This window comes from Enterococcus sp. DIV1224 (assembly GCF_050555455.1).
GTDB classification, from domain to species: domain Bacteria; phylum Bacillota; class Bacilli; order Lactobacillales; family Enterococcaceae; genus Enterococcus_B; species Enterococcus_B lactis.
In genome coordinates, this window is the sequence record NZ_CP187859.1 from 317,370 (window position 1) to 334,752 (window position 17,383).

At 39.0% G+C, this 17,383-nt stretch carries 18 protein-coding genes; 16 read left to right on the forward strand and 2 right to left on the reverse strand.

Translation table 11 applies throughout. The annotated features are described in order from the left end of the window. Positions 1 to 5: 5 nt before the first annotated feature. Positions 6 to 1,445: a helix-turn-helix domain-containing protein gene (locus tag IGK53_RS01500; protein ID WP_430604909.1), complete on the reverse strand. Its 1,440-nt coding sequence runs from the start codon at positions 1,443 to 1,445 to the stop codon at positions 6 to 8. 143 nt (positions 1,446 to 1,588) lie between these two features. Between IGK53_RS01500 and IGK53_RS01505 the strand changes: the two genes are divergently transcribed. Then, positions 1,589 to 1,951 (forward strand): MmcQ/YjbR family DNA-binding protein, encoded by a 363-nt coding sequence (locus tag IGK53_RS01505; RefSeq protein WP_002315996.1) that lies wholly within the window; start codon positions 1,589 to 1,591, stop codon positions 1,949 to 1,951. A gap of 186 nt (positions 1,952 to 2,137) precedes the next feature. Here IGK53_RS01505 and IGK53_RS01510 read toward each other — a convergent pair whose 3' ends face one another. Next, the gene (locus IGK53_RS01510) at positions 2,138 to 2,995 is read right to left on the reverse strand and encodes a LysR family transcriptional regulator (protein WP_002329656.1); all 858 of its coding nucleotides are present in this window, start codon (positions 2,993 to 2,995) and stop codon (positions 2,138 to 2,140) included. Positions 2,996 to 3,114: 119 nt separating this feature from the next. Between IGK53_RS01510 and IGK53_RS01515 the strand changes: the two genes are divergently transcribed. The 15 genes from IGK53_RS01515 (at position 3,115) to IGK53_RS01585 (ending at position 17,372) form a co-directional block, all read left to right on the forward strand. Next, positions 3,115 to 4,026 (forward strand): ACP S-malonyltransferase, encoded by a 912-nt coding sequence (locus IGK53_RS01515; protein ID WP_002329655.1) that lies wholly within the window; start codon positions 3,115 to 3,117, stop codon positions 4,024 to 4,026. A gap of 6 nt (positions 4,027 to 4,032) precedes the next feature. After that, positions 4,033 to 5,679 carry a malonate decarboxylase subunit alpha gene (gene mdcA / locus IGK53_RS01520; RefSeq protein WP_002329654.1) on the forward strand — a complete coding sequence of 549 codons (1,647 nt, stop codon included), beginning with the start codon at positions 4,033 to 4,035 and terminating at the stop codon, positions 5,677 to 5,679. 101 nt (positions 5,680 to 5,780) lie between these two features. Beyond that, entirely contained in the window at positions 5,781 to 6,080 is a 300-nt protein-coding gene (locus tag IGK53_RS01525) for a malonate decarboxylase subunit delta (RefSeq protein ID WP_002292523.1), read from the forward strand. Continuing rightward, entirely contained in the window at positions 6,070 to 7,746 is a 1,677-nt protein-coding gene (mdcD, locus tag IGK53_RS01530; protein WP_430604911.1) for a biotin-independent malonate decarboxylase subunit beta, read from the forward strand. Before IGK53_RS01525 ends, mdcD begins: the two co-directional genes overlap by 11 nt. A gap of 3 nt (positions 7,747 to 7,749) precedes the next feature. Continuing rightward, on the forward strand, positions 7,750 to 8,343 hold the full coding sequence (locus IGK53_RS01535) for a malonate decarboxylase holo-ACP synthase (RefSeq protein ID WP_002329652.1): 594 nt from the start codon (positions 7,750 to 7,752) through the stop codon (positions 8,341 to 8,343). 23 nt (positions 8,344 to 8,366) lie between these two features. Beyond that, positions 8,367 to 9,452 carry an acyltransferase family protein gene (locus IGK53_RS01540; protein WP_002329651.1) on the forward strand — a complete coding sequence of 362 codons (1,086 nt, stop codon included), beginning with the start codon at positions 8,367 to 8,369 and terminating at the stop codon, positions 9,450 to 9,452. A 21-nt stretch (positions 9,453 to 9,473) separates the two neighbouring features. Then, positions 9,474 to 10,343, forward strand: coding sequence for a triphosphoribosyl-dephospho-CoA synthase MdcB (gene mdcB, locus IGK53_RS01545; RefSeq protein ID WP_002329650.1), 870 nt, complete (start codon positions 9,474 to 9,476; stop codon positions 10,341 to 10,343). Positions 10,344 to 10,454: 111 nt separating this feature from the next. Continuing rightward, positions 10,455 to 11,219, forward strand: a complete 765-nt coding sequence (locus tag IGK53_RS01550; RefSeq protein WP_002329649.1) for a TIM44-like domain-containing protein — start codon at positions 10,455 to 10,457, stop codon at positions 11,217 to 11,219. Next, positions 11,180 to 11,530, forward strand: a complete 351-nt coding sequence (locus IGK53_RS01555) for a hypothetical protein (RefSeq protein ID WP_149029028.1) — start codon at positions 11,180 to 11,182, stop codon at positions 11,528 to 11,530. The genes IGK53_RS01550 and IGK53_RS01555 overlap by 40 nt, the downstream gene beginning before the upstream one ends. 176 nt (positions 11,531 to 11,706) lie before the next feature. Next, positions 11,707 to 13,788 carry a BglG family transcription antiterminator gene (locus IGK53_RS01560; protein WP_002329648.1) on the forward strand — a complete coding sequence of 694 codons (2,082 nt, stop codon included), beginning with the start codon at positions 11,707 to 11,709 and terminating at the stop codon, positions 13,786 to 13,788. Positions 13,789 to 13,823: 35 nt separating this feature from the next. After that, positions 13,824 to 14,126: a PTS sugar transporter subunit IIB gene (locus tag IGK53_RS01565; RefSeq protein ID WP_002292534.1), complete on the forward strand. Its 303-nt coding sequence runs from the start codon at positions 13,824 to 13,826 to the stop codon at positions 14,124 to 14,126. A 25-nt stretch (positions 14,127 to 14,151) separates the two neighbouring features. Then, complete coding sequence (locus IGK53_RS01570) at positions 14,152 to 15,432, forward strand: PTS sugar transporter subunit IIC (protein ID WP_002329647.1); 1,281 nt, start codon at positions 14,152 to 14,154, stop codon at positions 15,430 to 15,432. 18 nt (positions 15,433 to 15,450) lie between these two features. Then, positions 15,451 to 15,858 carry a hypothetical protein gene (locus IGK53_RS01575; protein ID WP_002329646.1) on the forward strand — a complete coding sequence of 136 codons (408 nt, stop codon included), beginning with the start codon at positions 15,451 to 15,453 and terminating at the stop codon, positions 15,856 to 15,858. 22 nt (positions 15,859 to 15,880) lie between these two features. Continuing rightward, complete coding sequence (locus IGK53_RS01580) at positions 15,881 to 16,750, forward strand: class II fructose-bisphosphate aldolase (protein WP_430604915.1); 870 nt, start codon at positions 15,881 to 15,883, stop codon at positions 16,748 to 16,750. 1 nt (position 16,751) lies between these two features. Continuing rightward, complete coding sequence (locus IGK53_RS01585) at positions 16,752 to 17,372, forward strand: AAA family ATPase (protein ID WP_002292538.1); 621 nt, start codon at positions 16,752 to 16,754, stop codon at positions 17,370 to 17,372. The last annotated feature ends 11 nt before the right edge of the window (positions 17,373 to 17,383 follow it).

Here is a 17,383-nt window from a genome sequence, read left to right on the forward strand (position 1 = left end):
CGTTACTATAAAAAAGTTTTGAAAGTGAGTTCAGTCAAACGATTGAGCTCATTTTTCGTTGGAATAGAAGAAATGTATACAATAGGGATATCTAGAGAATCCAGAGGGAAATTGGAAATCAAGATATCTGTTTTTTCAAAAGAAATAGTGGAAAGATCGGTTAGTTCGATAGGTAAGAAGAAGACACGTTTTCCCAAGTAATCTTTTAATTCCTGCTGCAAGAACGCCTTCCATGAAGGTTCTCCTTGGAAAATAAAATAGACATTGAACAAATTCGGTTTGATAGAAAAAATCGTTTGTTGGATCAGTAAAGACAAGAGTTGAAGAAAGTAATTTGGTTCATTGATTTCCATTTCTTTTTTTAGATCGTTCAGTAAATTCTCTTTCTGCTGATACAAGTGTGCATATTGCTGATCATACGTCTCTAAAAAACGATGGTATTGGCGTTCCAAAGGTTCGATCAGTATCGGCGATTCATGATATTTTAATACGAGGAGAGCCAAGTTATCAGTCAGAGATGTTTTTTTTAGTTGATCAAGAGACAGCTCTGAAGCTAGTTCCTCTACAAACGTTTCGAGGACCTCTAAAAATGGAGAATGATGCAGGCAGCGAGCGATTTCTTGTCCATAGTTATTGTTGTAATTCCAACTTTCCAGAAAGCAGAAATAAGCAAAAGAAAGCTCAGTGTCTTTAAGATAAATACCTTCCGTTAAATACAATTTTTTCAATGCAGAGTCATACAGGGAGGAGAGTGTGCTGTTGATATGGATAGAAGAATCTAATCGGCAATTCGCTTTTATACGGATCGTATTGATAAAGAACCAACATGTTCCGAAAATCTCTTCTGTTTCAACAGCTAGTTCAGTTTGACTGAGGGTTCTTAAAAATTGAAAATAATGGGATTCATGGATCGAATAATCCTCGAAAAAATAGTTGTTATGAGTGAAAGGAATCAGCAATCGATGATAGAAAGTACGAATCGCACGCTCTTTTCCAAGAATACAAGCTGTATATTTCGTCAAATCGATCTGCAAGTCGTAACTTGCTAAACGCTGATTGATTTTAGTCACATGTCTTTTCAATGTCCCATAAGAAAGCCCGTGATCCGCTAGAAAATCAGGGACAGCAACTTTTTTTGTAAAAAGCAGATTTTTCAGCAGTTCGACACTGACTGATTGTTTGAAAAAAATCTCCCAAAGGTCATTTGTTAATAAATTTTGCTGGTTTTGCAAACTGATTCCTGCTTGATCGCTGAGGATGTCCCAGCCTTCGGGCAGCTGAGAGCGAATAGATTGAAGGTCAGAAAAAATCGTTCGTTCGGTTGTCCCTATAATTTCAGCTAATTCATTTACGGTTATCTTTGTATGATTCAGCAATTGTTCGACTAAAGAAACATGACGTCGAATATCTTTTTCGGTAATGATTTTTTTCATTAGTGAATACATAAATCAGACTCCCTTCTATTCTAAGAATACGGAGAAAATAAACGGTGGTCAAGTTTCAACTGATCTTTCAACCAGTATTCATTTTTCTATTCTTACGTGGTATCTTTGAATAAAGCGAATCAATAAGAAAGAGATGGAAGCAGATGCTAACGAAAAAAGAATTAATCGATCACATCGATGAAACATACAATTTGTCTCCAGAATATATTTTTAAAAAATTTCCTGATTATTGCGTATTCAGACATCAAAAAAGCAAAAAATGGTTTGGGGTCCTGATGTCTGTTCCAGAAGAAAAAATCTATGATGATGCAAGTGACCATAGGATCATCGACATCCTTGATTTGAAGGTCGATCCTGAACTTGGCGGAATTTTGCGAGGAAAAGAGGGGTATTTTCCAGCCTATCACATGAATAAAGAACATTGGATCTCTGTTGATCTACGTAAAATAGAAAAACTAGATGAACTAGCAAGTTTGATTGATGGAAGTTTCAAATCAACGCAATGAATTCTAGGAAAAATAGAGAAGAGGTTGTGACAGAAGTGTTTAGCTTCAAGAAATAAGAAGGAATTTACGAAAATTGCTTCTCAAATTTTTGGGGAATTTGGGCTTATTTCTGAAGAAGTTACTTCTGGAACACCGTTTGTTCAAAAAAAGAGCTGCGACAAGAATTTTGTCCCAGCTCTTTTCTTTTTATTTTCCTAAATAAAATTCCCGCATCGTTTTTGCAATCATTTTGATCAAAGGATGATCTTCTGTGAAGCTAGAAGATAAATAAATTGTTCGTGTCAAGGGCAAACCTTTGATTTCCCGCAAGACGAAAGGATCATTTTTATCGTAAGACCAAGAAACTTTTGGGAAAAAGCTAACGGCTAATCCTTGCTTGACAATAGAACGTAATGTCGCAGGATCATCTGTCGTCGAACTGATCGTCAATTCGATACTTTTCGCTTCAAGTGCTGCATCCAGTGTATGACGGAAGGCATTGCTCTTTGACAGCATCAAGATGGGGGTGCGTTGGATATCTTCTAATTGCAGATGTTCTTTTTTCGCAAGAGGATGTTTCTTAGGAATGGCTACATAAACAGGTTCTTTCATGATAGGAATATTGGTCATGCCAGGCTTCATCTCCGAAGTGATGTACAGTACAGGGTCGGTAATATCATCTGGTAAATGATGTTGCATGATCGTTAATTGGATATCAGGATGCTTTTCCATAAAAATTCGGACCAAGTTCGGAATAGAAACAGAGGCTACCTCTAAATACAAAATGACGGAAGTAACGATCTTCTCATTGACCGAAGACAATAATTTGATTCCTTCTTCTAATGTGTCTAATGTCTTGACTGCATATGGATAGAATTCTTCTGCATAAACAGTTGTCTCAATATTTCTGCCGCTATGGTAAAACAAAGGGACTCCTAATTCGTTTTCCAAATGTTTGATCGCACGGCTCAAGGCAGGTTGAGAAATAAATAATTCTTTGGCTGCTTGGGTGACATTTTTTGTTTCGAACACTTTTTTAAAATACTGTAGATGAAGCAATTTCATAATTATCCATCCCATCCATACCTTTTTGTTATGGTTTTTTCTTTTTTTGGCATTTTTTATTATAGCAGAAATTGACTAAGATAGCAGTGGAAAAAGTAAGTGCTAAGGAGGCGAGGCTCATGAGTACAGGTTTCTTATTTCCTGGGCAAGGCAGTCAGAAGTTAGGGATGTTAGCGGATATCCCTGAAATGTACATGGAACGTTTAGAAAATGTGATGGGGTATCGGTTAGTTGATAAAGAAGAAAACTATCAAGATACGGTTTTTATCCAGCTAGCATTACTGACAAAAGCAGTATTTTATTTAGATGAAATGGAAAAAAACGGTATTCAGCCTGATATTGCAGCAGGACATTCGATCGGTGCTTTTTGTGCAGCTGTTGCTTGTCGATCTTTGACATTTGAGAATGCAGCGGAACTAGTCTATCACCGCGCAGTCTTAATGAAAGAAGCTTATCCAAGCGGTTATGCAATGGGCGTAGTAGTAGGTGTGACGAGAAGCGAAGCAGAGGAAATTGTAGCAAAAACATTTGATCCTGACCACCCAGTCTATCTGTCAAATGAAAATTGTCCGATGCAACATACGTTATCTGGGAGTATCGAAGGTTTATCCGTTACGTTGGCAGAAGCCAAACGGCACCAAGCGCAAACAGCGAAGCTGCTGAAAGTTCCTGTGCCATCTCACTGTCTCTTGATGAATGATACGGTCAAGAAATTCAAGCCGTATATGCAGTCTGTCCATCTATCTGATGCCAGATGTTTGTATATAAAAAATACGGATGGAAGAGCCACTCAGGACGCAGAAGAGATTCGTAAAGATCTGTTGGAAAATCTAGCTTTCCCTGTGCAATGGAACCAAATGATGGACTTGGCAAAAGAATTAGGAATGGATCTGACGATTGAATTTCCCCCTGGCAATACTTTGACAAAGCTGATTCATACAAAATTTGGTGTAGATAAAGGGATCCGTACGATCAATCTAGACCAATATGGTATTGATGACGCCACGTTTCTATATCAAAAATGGAGATGACTAATTATGGAAAAACCAAACCGCAACTGGGCTTCTAAACGCGAAAAAAAAGCGCAGCGATTGGAAAAAATCAGCAACTTGCTCAATGGCAAGTATGTAGAAACTGAAAAAATCGTAGAAGTAATGGAAAAACTGATTGCTCCCGGCGATAAAGTTGTATTAGAAGGCGACAATCAAAAACAAGCAAGTTTTCTTTCAGAAAGTCTTGAAAAAGTAGATGCAGAAAAAGTGAATGATCTGCATTTGATCATGTCTAGTATCTCACGACCAGAACATTTGAATATTTTTGAAAAAGGAATCGCAAGTAAGATCGATTTTTCTTATGCTGGTGCACAAAGCTTGCGTGTCGCCCAAATGATTGAAGACGGCACAATGAAATTAGGTGATATCCATACTTATTTGGAACTTTATGGACGCTTATTCATCGATTTGATTCCAAATGTTGTTTTAGTAGCTGCAGATAAAGCAGATAAAGACGGCAACTTGTACACAGGTTTCAATACGGAAGAAACACCAACAATCATCGAAGCTGCAGCTTTCAAAGATGGTATCGTGATCGTTCAAGTCAACGAAGTTGTCGATTCTTTACCACGTATAGATATCCCTAGTGACTGGGTAGATGTTGTCGTGAAAGCAGATCAACCTTATCAATTAGAAGCTTTATTCACACGAGATCCTCAAAACATCACAGAATTGCAAATCCTAATGGCAATGATGGCAATCAAAGGAATCTACGCAGAACACGGCGTACAATCTTTGAATCACGGTATTGGATTCAATACAGCAGCTATCGAATTGTTACTGTCAACTTATGGCGAATCACTAGGGTTGAAAGGGAAAATCGCGAAGAACTGGGTATTGAACCCACATCCAACGATGATTCCAGCCATCGAATCAGGTTGGGTTGAAAGCATCCATAGTTTTGGTGGCGAAGTTGGTATGGAAAAATATATTGCTGCTCGCCCCGATGTCTTTTTTGTCGGTAAAGACGGCACGATGCGCAGTAACCGAACATTATCACAAGCAGCTGGACAATATGCCATCGATATGTTTATCGGTTCAACCTTGCAATTAGATTACGAAGGAAACTCTTCTACCGTAACAAAAGGACGTTTATCTGGTTTTGGCGGTGCGCCTAACATGGGACATAATCCTGGCGGTCGTCGTCATTCTACACCAGCATGGCAATCACTTCGCGACAATGATGATCCATTAGGGAAAGGCCAAAAATTAGTTGTTCAAATGGTTGAAACATATGGTTCAAATAAAAAACCAGTCTTTGTCGAAGAATTAGATGCACTAGCTGTTCAAAAACAAGCAGGCTTAGCCAATGCACCAGTGATGATTTATAGCGAAGATACTACACATATCGTGACAGAAGAAGGAATTGCTTATTTGTACAAAGCAAAAACAAAAGAAGAACGACAAGCAGCAATTGCAGCCATCGGCGGTGTCACACCTCTTGGGATGACAAGTACTAAAGAATCACTAGACCGTTTGCGTGCAGCCGGCATCGTGAAATTACCAGAAGATCTAGGCATCAAACGTAGTGAAGCGAAACGTTCATTATTAGCTGCACAAACCATCGATGATTTGATCGAATGGTCAGATGGCCTATATGAACCACCAATGAAATTCAGAACTTGGTCATAAAATTGGCGAGGAAAACCTTTTGTCGCCATTTACCCAGATGGAAGAAGAAAGACGAATAAGCAGAACGTGTATGCTCTGTTTTACAAAAAGGGGAGAGATCCATGGAACAATTAGCTTATAAATATCCAACGAAACAGCCGATCAATAAGAAAATCCATGTAGGAGTGGTCGGTTCAGGTGATTTGGAAATCTTGATGTTTCCAACAGAAAAAAAAGAATCTACTGTAAAAATCTGTACAGGAAGCGATGGCTTCGGCGAAGTATGGAACAACGTATTAACGAGATTTTTTGATCGTTATCCAATTTCAGCAGATATCGTGATCAATGACTTCGGTGCTACACCAGGAGTTGTGTACCTACGATTGACGCAAGCAATGGAGGAACTTTCAGATGAAAAATAGTTTTGTAGAATTAAACGCCAGAGAACGAGTGAACGCTCTACTTGACAATGGACGTGAATTGATTGGTCCATTCGATCAAATCATCGCGCCAAGTTTGCCAGCACAAGGAATCGTCCCTGAAAGTGATGACGGGATCGTTGTCAGCCGTGGCACGATCAATGGCAAACAAGCAGTAGTAATCGCTATGGAAGGAAAATTCCAAGGTGGCGGTATCGGTGAAGTTTCCGGTGCAAAAATCGTTGCTGCACTCGAACATGTATTAGAAGAAAACAAAAAAGGAAATGAAATTTTTCCAGTCATCGTACTAGATACAGGCGGTGTTCGTCTGCAAGAAGCGAACTACGGACTGTTATCTATTTCAGAAATCGGAAATGTAATCATTGCTCTAAAACAATATATACCAGTCATCGGTTTGATTCCAGGACGTGTAGGATCATTTGGCGGTATGTCGATTACTTCAGCATTGATGAGTTATTTGATCGCAACAAAAAAAGCGAGAGTCGGTTTGAATGGACCAGAAGTTATTGAGCAAGAAGCAGGTGTTCGAGAATTTGATTCTAGTGACAAAGACTTGATTTGGAATACATTAGGATCTCGTCAACGGGTAGAATCAAAAATCATTGATGAACTAGTGACTGATAGTGTAGAAGCAATCAAAGCTGCTGTCATCGCAGCAATGGACGAACGAAAAGACACGCATCGCAGTGAAAGCTCAGCATTTTATTTATCATTACTTGATTCTTTGGATCTTTCAAAACCAATGTCCATTGACGATTACAATGAAGCAATTGCTAACCATCAAGCAAAATCAATGGACTTACCAGAAGTAGCAGAAGGAAATAAACCAGCTGCAGCAAGTGTTGGTTACGATTGGTTTGCGGCACTAACTGGCATGAAAAATCCAACTTCTTCTATTAGTACTGTGTATTATGGTCAATCAAGTAAATTCATAGAAGAAGCCATCGTGACAGCAATCGTACCTGATCCTAAAAACCCGATGTACCGTGTACGAAACGGTGAAGTTGGTTTAGTTGAAGGTTTCCGCATGGGACAAATTTTGAATCGCGTTTACGAAGAAGATAAAGATAAAAAAGTGAAACGGCCAATCGTCGTTGTGATCGATGTACCAAGCCAAGCATACGGCTATAACGAAGAATTAATTGGTATTCATGTGGCTTTGGCTAATAGTGCTGCTGCTTATGCAAAACTCCGTCAAGCTGGACATCCAGTTATTGGATTGATTGCAGGAAATGCTATTTCAGGTGAATTTTTAGCGCATGGATTACAATCAAGCCGCTTGATTGCTTTAAACAATAAAGAAATCACTGTCCAAGCGATGTCTAAAGAAAGTGCTGCACGTGTGACAAAACGTTCGGTTGCTGAAATCGAAGCAGCTGCTGAAAAAGTTCCAGCTATCGCTTACGACATCAATAATTATACAAAACTAGGAGCAATCTATCATTTCCTAGAAGATATCACCGACCAAGCTGCTTCAGAACAAAATGTCAACAAAGTCATCGAAGCAATCAATGAAGCCATTCAAGATGTCCGCAATACAAATGACACGATGCTGACAAATCGATACACGAACGAAACAGCCAAAACATTCGGACGTGTCGAAACAAACAAAGTCCGTGCCAAAATGGACGAAGAATGGGATGCATAAAAAATGATTCAAGCACATGATATTGTTCTTTTTGATAAACATGAAATAGAAGGGTTCCCCTTGCCTGAATGGGTCGTTCTAACTGAAAAGATGTTCGGAACAGTCCGTCGTGCGTCGACAGATCACGCCGAAATACTACCGATTGGATTACGTGGCCCTGCCCGCAATCAGAGATGGGCAACAGAAATCTCAAAACATGCTGTCAAACAAGTCATTCATCCGTGGGACATCATCGAACAAGAATCGTATAGACAAGAGAAAATCATGGATTATCCTGTTTATCAGCAATTTCATGCTGCTAGAAACATATTATCAGGATGCAAGTGGGGAATCGGCGGCAGCTTAGGATTTGAATTATCGACTGGGATTCCGGCAGTAAAAGAAACCAGTGATTTTGATTTGCTGCTGTACGCAGATTCACCGATTGAATTGCCAATTCAGGCAATTCGATCGCATCCTGCTTTTTTTGAGCAATTCGATACCCAAGTAGTGACTCGGCAAGGCGGTTTTTCACTAAAAGAGTATTTGAGAGAGCCAGAGAAAAAAATTCTATTGAAAACAGTCGAAGGACCTAAATTAACCAAAGAACTTTGGTAATAAAGAAAAAGAGAGAGAAAGAGATGTTTGAAAACAAAAAAATCAAAATCAACGTAAGTGACTTCCAGAAAGTATCAGCTGTAACGGCTGTTATGATGCAAACGATATTGAGCTTTGCTTTGGCAAACAGCCACAGCGCAACAAATACAGCTTTTCTTGGTACCTTTTACGTCATCGTTAAATACACAGCACCAATGTTTATTTTTGCAATTGTCTATAATATGGTAAAAACAAGTCAGCATTTGTCTTATTGGGAATTTTTGAAAGAAAAGTTTTTTGAACTAGTCGTTCCGTATCTTCTATGGACGACGGCTTATCTTTGGCTATTTCCAGCAGTCCAACAACAAACTCCGTATACGGATACTGCAAGCTTTTTACTGAAATATGTCACAGGTGATGGAGCGCCTCATTTATGGTATACCGTGATGATGCTGCAGATTCAATTGTTCATGCCGTTTTTTGTTTGGCTCGGTTACAAAGTATTTGCTAATAAAAAATATGTATGGCCAGTATTGATTGGTTCAACGATTTTATATGTTGCATGGTATCTGTTCTATCAAACACAAGTATTGACTGGTCCTTATCATGACAGCTGGTACTTGTTAGATCGGTTTGTTGCTAGTTTCATGATTTACGGGATTTATGGGGTAGCCGCATTTGTTTATCACGAAAAAGTCTATCAATATTTGGACAGAGTACGTTATCTTTTCTTACCTGTTGGCTTAGTTATCGCGTTCTTTTCTGTCCGTTCATTGCTCGCACATCCAGGAGACTTGAGCTTTGCGAATGCGCCTTACTTGAATACGATCCAAAGTTTGTACAGCTTAGTCATCATCTTTGCTGTCTTCATGGGCGCTTCAAAAATGATTGTAAACGATTCGCCAAAATTACCATTGTTCAAATGGTTGTCTGTTTATGCTTACCGTACGTATTTAGCCAATGTATTTGTTTTCCAAGTACTGTTGTTATTGTTTAAAGATAGTTGGCTGCAGTTACCTTCAGGAGTCATGATTCTTGTAGCTTATCTAATGACGGCAAGTTGTGCATTTGCTTTAAGCTGGTTGCTTCACATCATTTGGGCAGCCATCAAAAAAGGGTTCAACAAGTAATAGAAAGAAGGAGTGAGTGTCATGATAAATGACGAACGAAAAAAAGCAGTGACTCAGCAACTTGCTGCGTTGGTAGAGGAAGCATTGCTCGCAGAAGTAACATTAAGCCCAAAACCTGGATTAGTGGATGCACTGGATGCGGGTGCACATTCCGATATGGACTATGCTTTATTTCTTAAGTCTGCGAAGACGCTGACTCCTTTTTTTGAAGAAATGGCTCAAATAGCATGGCAACATGCTATCGATCAGGAGTTAAGAGAAAAGATTGCTGAGATTGGACGGAAAGCGGAAAAAGCGATGTTGATTGCTACAGATGGCATCAATACCCATAAAGGAGCGATTTGGGCAATGGGGCTATTGACCAGTGTGACTGCACAAAAAATCAGTATGGAACAGCCTTTTTCTTTAACGGAAATACTCGGTGATGTCAGCAAGCTTGCTGCTTTTCCTGATACAAAATATCGTCATAAAAAAACCACTCATGGGTATACGGTGAAGCAAAAATACGGCGTAAATGGTGCATATGAAGAAGCAGTGTTGGGTTATCCGCATATCAGGCTTGCAATCCAAGCTGCTAAGGAGCTAGATAATGATTCTGATGTACAGAAACAAATGCATATGTTGTTAGTTTTGATGAGTTCCTTAGATGACACCTGCGTATTGCATCGCAGTGATCAGAAAACGTTAGTGGAAATGCAAAAACTTGCTCATGCTGCTAGTCAAAGTGCTTTACCAAATCGTCCATTTATAGCACTGTTGCACTTTTGTCAGGAAAACCAAATCTCTCCTGGAGGAAGCGCAGATCTTTTGTCTGCCAGCTTGTTCATGCTGAAGATAGAGGAAATATGGGCTGCCAACACATATGTCTGTCCGCTGTTACTCAATGATTAAATTAAGACAAAACTGCTAAAAAAACAGTTTATGCATCTGGTTATTGACTCTTCTTTTCGGCAAGGCTATGATAAAAATAGTTTTTTGTAATAAAAGATAACGAGGAAGACAATGAAAAAAATCAATTATTTAGCAATCATTTTGTTAGTGGGGTTATGTTTGTTTGCTTTGCCGACCCAAGGATTCGCTGTCGCAGGTGGTCATGGCGGCGGAACATCTAGCGGTCGAAGTTCGGGCAGAAGTTCATTTGGCGGTCGTTCATATGGGGGCAGTTATTTTGGCAGTCGTTCTTACGGCAGAGATTCTTATGGGTATTATGGTCCAAGTACAGGTCCTTCTAGTTATGAGCAAACGGGATTTCTTGCATTAGCTGTTTTGTCAGTAGGAGGGGTTTCCGCTTTTTCTATTGTCAAGAATAAAAGACAAAAGAAAAGGCTGAAAGCGGAGATATTGTCCCGCATGTCAGGAACGGCTAAAGAAAAGAAAGCACAGTTTCTGGAAATCCAAAAGATATTCATGAAGATCCAATCCGCTTGGGAAGAAGAAACTCCTGAAAAAGCCAGAAGCTGTTATACAGACAAGCTGTTTGCCGAACATCAGAAAGCTCTGCAAAAAAACAAAGCAGACGGTGTAAGAAATCATACTAAAAAAGTAACTATTCAGGAAGTAGGAAATTATCGACAGATCCACGAGAATAGTTTTGCCATCCGAATTGATTTCAGATGCTGTGATTATTTAGTTGATCGAAAAGATGGACGCTTGATCTCAGGAAGTACGACGCAACGACAGTATTTCTCTCAGATATGGTATTTTGATTTTTCTGAGAAAGAAAAAAGATGGCAGGCCGATTTTATTCAGCCGATTATGCTGGATTGACAGGAAATATTTATGAATGGAGCTGTGACAAAAATTTTGTCGCAGCTCCTTTTTCGAATAAACGGTGTTCCAGAGATAGCCTATCGGCAATAAGGCACGATTTTGTAAAATATGGGAAGCTATTTTTCAAAATCGCTTCTTATCGCTCAAGGCTGAACCTTTCTGTCACAACCTCTCCACTAAATGGTGTTCAAAAGCTTACATTTACGGTAATAAGCTCAACCAAACGAAAAACAGGAAGCACTATTTTTGTTTGGCTGTTCTTCTTACTTGATGCAGGACAGCTTTTTCACAACTTCTTTTTTGTATAGATGGGCAAAATTTTTGTAATAATAGGCGTATGTCTTTTTCGTTGAGAAGTTGAAAAAGCATACGGCTTATTTTTTGTTTGCTAGGCTTACTTTCTTTCCACTTCAAGTGGCAGAAATATCTACTTTTTATTATGTAAGCGGAACCATATACTTGAAATCAGAAGGAGATCATTTCTATGAAAACAAGAACAATTGAAATACTTCACAGAATCATGACAGCCCAATATCCAGTAAAAGCGGAACGTCTAGCAGCTGAATTCAATGTCAGTCAGCGGACGATCCGTCAGGAAGTTCTTGAAGCGAATATCTGGTTGAGCAGTAAAAAGCTTCCGGAAATCAGAACAATTCGCAACAAAGGTTTTTCGTTGAAACTGGAGAATGACAAGCAAGTTCGATTAGAAACTGAAATAAAAGAGGTGAAAGACGGCTTTTTGAATCGGCGGGAACGTATTTTTGATTTAGTTTTAGCCATTGCTTACAGCCGAAACCCGATCCATCTAAACAAAAAAGAAGAAGAATTTCAAATCTCTAAAAGTACGTTAGATGAAGATATGAGACGATTACGAGCAACACTGGTCAGTTATGGAATCGAGATCGTCAGTTATGGAAAGCAGGGACTGGTTTATAAAGGTTCAGAACGATCTATCCGTACGATGATCTATGATTTTATCAATCAGAATCTGGGGATGACCGACTTCTTTATGAATCAAGATGCGCAACTAACACCGGCTCAAAAAATCTTTTTCCATTATTTTCCTTTGGCGGAAATCAAAAAAATAGAGGAGATCTATTCCAATAAGTTGTTAAAACAAGAGGATGATATTTATAAAAAGCAAATTCTGCTTTTTACATTGATCTGGATCCAGCGAATCAGGAAACATGAATTCATCTCCGCCATTAATTGGAAAAATACAGAAATAAAAGACAGCAGCTTCTCTGCATTTATCGACTACATGATTACGGAATTTCAATTGAACAATGTCCCACAAGTAGAAAGAAATTATCTTCGTTTCACTATCGAGACGTTCAATGCTAGAGATATCTCCAATTCGATTGAGTGGGTACAAGCTCAACTACTAACGATCCAATTGATCCAATTTGTAGAGAACGAGACACACATACCTTTTCATTTAAAAAAAGAAGCTTTATTCGAAAATCTCTATAAACACATGGCTGCACTGATCATAAGAATCAAGCATGCTATTCAAGTCATGAATCCATTGAAAGAAAACATCCGAACAAATTATTTTCCAATCCACCGCGCAGTCACTCATTTTGTTCCTACGATCGAAGAAGTAATCGGCGGCAAGATACTGGAGGACGAGATAGCTTTTCTTGTCATCCACTTTTCGACGATTGCCAGTGTGATCAAGCGAGACCTGAATTATGTTTATCAATCAGTTGTTGTCTGTAATCACGGCATGGCTACCGGGAATCTGTTAGCAGAAAATCTGAAAGAAAAATTTCCTCAAATCGAGATTACTGCAGTTTTAAGTTCAAAAGAAATCGAATTAGTGGATAAACTGGATGTCGATCTGATTTTCAGCACCTTTCAATTGAATTATCGCAATAAGCCGCTTTTAGTTATCGATCCAATTTTGACTGAGACGAATATTTTAGTTATAGAAGACTTTTTGAAAAGAAATGAAGGACTGCAGCGGTTAAAACCTAACAGTCATGAATCAACGCAGTTATTCACTCAAATAATCGGTGTCATGGAAGAAAGTGGTGGCCGAGTAGATCGCATCATCTATGGCAAGTTGGAAAAATTATTTGAAATAAACAATCTAGAAATCAACAAAAGGGAGATCCAGCCTATGTTAAAAGATATTTTGACGGACAGCAATATCATGATCAAAGAAAAAGCCGCTACTTGGGAGGAATCGATTGAACGAGCTGCTAAACCATTGGTCAAAGAAAACATTGTTGAAGAACGCTATGTCGAAGCGATGATTCGCGCAGTGAATGAATACGGGCCATATATCGTGATCGGCAAACACATGGCGCTAGCCCATGCTCGACCAGAAGATGGGGTCAATAAGTTAGGAGTCAGCGTAGCTACGATTGAGCAACCAATCGATTTCGGTAATCCTGAAATGGATCCAGTAAAGATTATTTTTTGTTTAGCGGCAGTAGATTCCTACTCGCATCTGAACATCATGAAAGAACTGATCGAACTGATCAACAATGAAGAGAAGTTGGATCGATTGATCGAGTGCACAAATGTTGAAGATTTCAAACAACTGCTTTTTCAGTAGTTGAAAAATAATAAATGATACGGGAGAGAACAAAGATGAACAAATTGAACATTTTATTCGTATGCGGCGCAGGTTTAGGAAGCAGTTTTGCAGCACAGATGTCTGCTGAGGATGTTTTGAACAAATTAGGAGTAGAAGCCAAACTGGACCATTGTGATATTTCTTCTGCAGTGTCCATGAAACCAGATGTGATCATCACAGCAGAAAATTTTCGCTCGCAGTTCGAAAAATTCTCAGTCGATCCTAAAACAGCGATGATCTATTTGAAAAATATTGTCTCGAAAAATGAAATTGAAGAAAAAATCACCCCAGTTCTACAAGATAAGGGAGTTATCTAAATAAAAAAGAAAAGAGGATAAAAACATGGGCGTTATCAATTTTATCATCGAAAATATTTTGACTCAGGCATCGATCACCATTGCATTGATTGCTATGTTGGGTCTACTGCTGCAGAAGAAATCAGCAGGACAAGTCATTTCTGGCACGTTAAAGACACTCCTAGGATTCCAAGTGTTGAGTGCCGGTTCGAGTATCATCGTTGGAAGTTTAACTTATTTCGGAAAAATTTTTACTGAAGGATTTCATATGCAAGGAATCATCCCTTCTATTGAGTCTATCAATGGTCAAGCAATGAATGATTTAGGTTTAGGTAGAGATATTGCACTGACGTTCTTAGCGATTTTTGTATTCAATATTATTTTGGCTCGTTTCACAAAATGGAAGTACATTTTTCTAACTGGTCAAGCCATTTTATGGATGGCGACGGTCTTTGGTTATTTCGCCGGTCTGCGAGGGATCGTATTGATCTTAGTCGGTGGTTTTATCGGAGCTTGTTTCGCCATTGCTATGCCAGCAGTAGCGCAACCAATTATACGTAAGATTACAGGATCGAATGATATTGCTTTAGGGCATTTTTGTACGATTGGATACTTATTTGAAGCTGGTGTGTCTAAGCTTTTTGGTGAGAAAGGTGAAAATAAAAAATCGATTGAAGATATCAAATTGCCCACGCATTTCGAGTTTCTGCAAGATACTTATTTGTCTGTCATGGTCGTGATGGTCCCACTATATATCATCACTGTTTTGTTTGCCGGTGAACCATTCGCTTCTGAATTATCAGGAGATCAAAACTATATCATGTTTGCCTTTTTGCAAGCCATCCAATTCGTAGTAGGTGTGTATGTATTGCTAGCTGGTGTACGTCTACTGTTAGGTGAAATCGTGCCGGCATTTCGAGGGATAGCTATGAAATTAGTTCCTGATGCGATTCCTGCCTTAGATTGTCCAGTTTTCTTTCCCTATAGCCCAAATGCTGTTATTTTAGGTTTCATTACGACAACAATCGGTACGATTATTGCCATGTTCACTTTGCCGATGTTCGGCTTAGCGATGATTTTACCAGGTATGCTAACGAATTTCTTTGCCGGAGGAACAGCGGGGATATTTGGTAACGCAGTTGGCGGACGTCGAGGAGCGATCATTGGCGGTATTGCTCATGGCTTTTTTATCACACTATTGCCTGCTTTGCTAGTAACGATCTTTAATTCGATGGGGTTCATCAATGCTACAGCAACCGATGTAGATACAGTAGCCGCCGCACTCTTATATGCCTGGATCTTAAGCCCAATTTTGAAAGCATTTTAATTGAAAGTAGGGAAAATGATGTTCGGATTTTTTAAGAAAAAAGAAAATGAACCAAAAAAAAGATCGATAAAAGAGGAAAAAATCCTCTCGCCAGAAGCGACCGAAAAGATTCAATCAGAGATTACACAATTAAACCAAGAGATTTCAACGACCCAAGAGAAGCCCAAATTAGCGGAACTTTACGAACAAGTTGGACTTAAATTTTCTGAATTGTATGAGAACGATCAAGCCATCCAATATTTAGAAAAGAGCTTGGAAAATAAACAGACGATCGGAGAGGGGTATAAAAAACTGATGAGCCTCTATAACCAGAAGCGTGCAGATGCTGCTCGTGCGGGTGATGATCAAGGAATCGATTACTACATGGGCAAAATGGATGAGATGCGACAAATTGCAAAACAAGTAACGATCAAAGGAAACAAATAAAAAGATAAGGTGGCAATAAAAGATGTATACAACATTGAAAGAAGTAACAAAAACAGCAGAAGAATTGAATTTTACAGTTGGAGCTTTTAATACGCATAACCTAGAAATGCTTCCTGCCATGCTAGGCGCAGCAAAAGAAATGGGTTCGCCGATCATTATTCAAACAAGTGTCGACACCGCAAAATATATCGGTATGCATGTGTTAGTCAATGTAATGACAGCTATTGCAGAAGAAGAAATGGTTGATGCAGTCTTACACTTAGACCACGCCCGAGACTTTGATGATATCAAAGAAGCAATCGATAGCGGATATACTTCTGTCATGTATGACGGGTCCCATCTGCCTTTCAAAGAAAATATCTTGAAGACGAAAGCAGTGGTAGAATATGCCCATGCACACGGTGTTTCCGTAGAAGGAGAACTTGGAACGATCGGCGGTACAGAAGAAGGAATCCATGTCGCTGAAAATGACAAAGTATATACAAGACCGGAAGACGCAGTGAAATTTGTAGAAGTTACAGGTGTGGATGCATTAGCTATTGCTATCGGTACGAATCATGGACAATTCAAATCAAAAACAGAAGTGAACATTCCCTTGCTGAAAGAAATCGATGCAGTAGTCGATGTCCCCCTCGTTATCCATGGCGGAACAGGTGTGAAAGAAGAAGATTATCCCGAATTGATCAATAACGGGATCCGCAAATTCAATATTGGAACGGAGCTTTTAGTCAACTGGACAAAAGTGACTAAAGGAACCTTTAGTGAAACAGAAATCAACAAGTCTCTTCGCCATAATGTGATTCCAGCAAATGAAGCAGTAAAAGAAATTGTCAAGCATAAGATTGGACTGTTTATGAACTTGGAAAGTCCAATTAACTTAGGAAACAAATGAGATGAAAAAGTATTTCATTCTTCTAGCTGGTAGTCCTGGTACAGGAAAAACATATCTTATGAATAAACTACGGGAACGATTTCCAGATATGTATGCCATCACGCTCGATGAAATCAAGGAATATTATGCAGAATCCATCGGTTTTAACAACTTGGAAGAACGGGCGAAACAAGAAAGGACGAAAGTTTATCCTTTCTATTACAAAGCACTTGATCTGTATATGGAAGCAGGAAAGAAAGTGATTGTGTCAGAGTATCCTTTTAGTGATAAGCAAAAAAATCGACTCCAAGAATTAGCAGAAAGATACGGATATCAGGTAATGACGATTCGCCTAACAGCAGACTTTGAAGTGTTATGGCAACGTCGGTACAAACGTGATCGTGAACCAGATCGTCATTTGAGCTATATCATGGATCATTATCACTATGGCGACATATTGGAAGATCGATCGAAAGGGACGAATCATATTACGAAAGAAGCATTCAAAAAAATCATCACTGACCGAAAATATGACGAATTTCAGTTAGGAACACTATATGAATTTGATGTAACAGACTATACTCAAGTGGATTACACTCCACTATTGGATAAATTAGAAAAAGAAATCAATGACAATAAGTAACGAAGAAATGG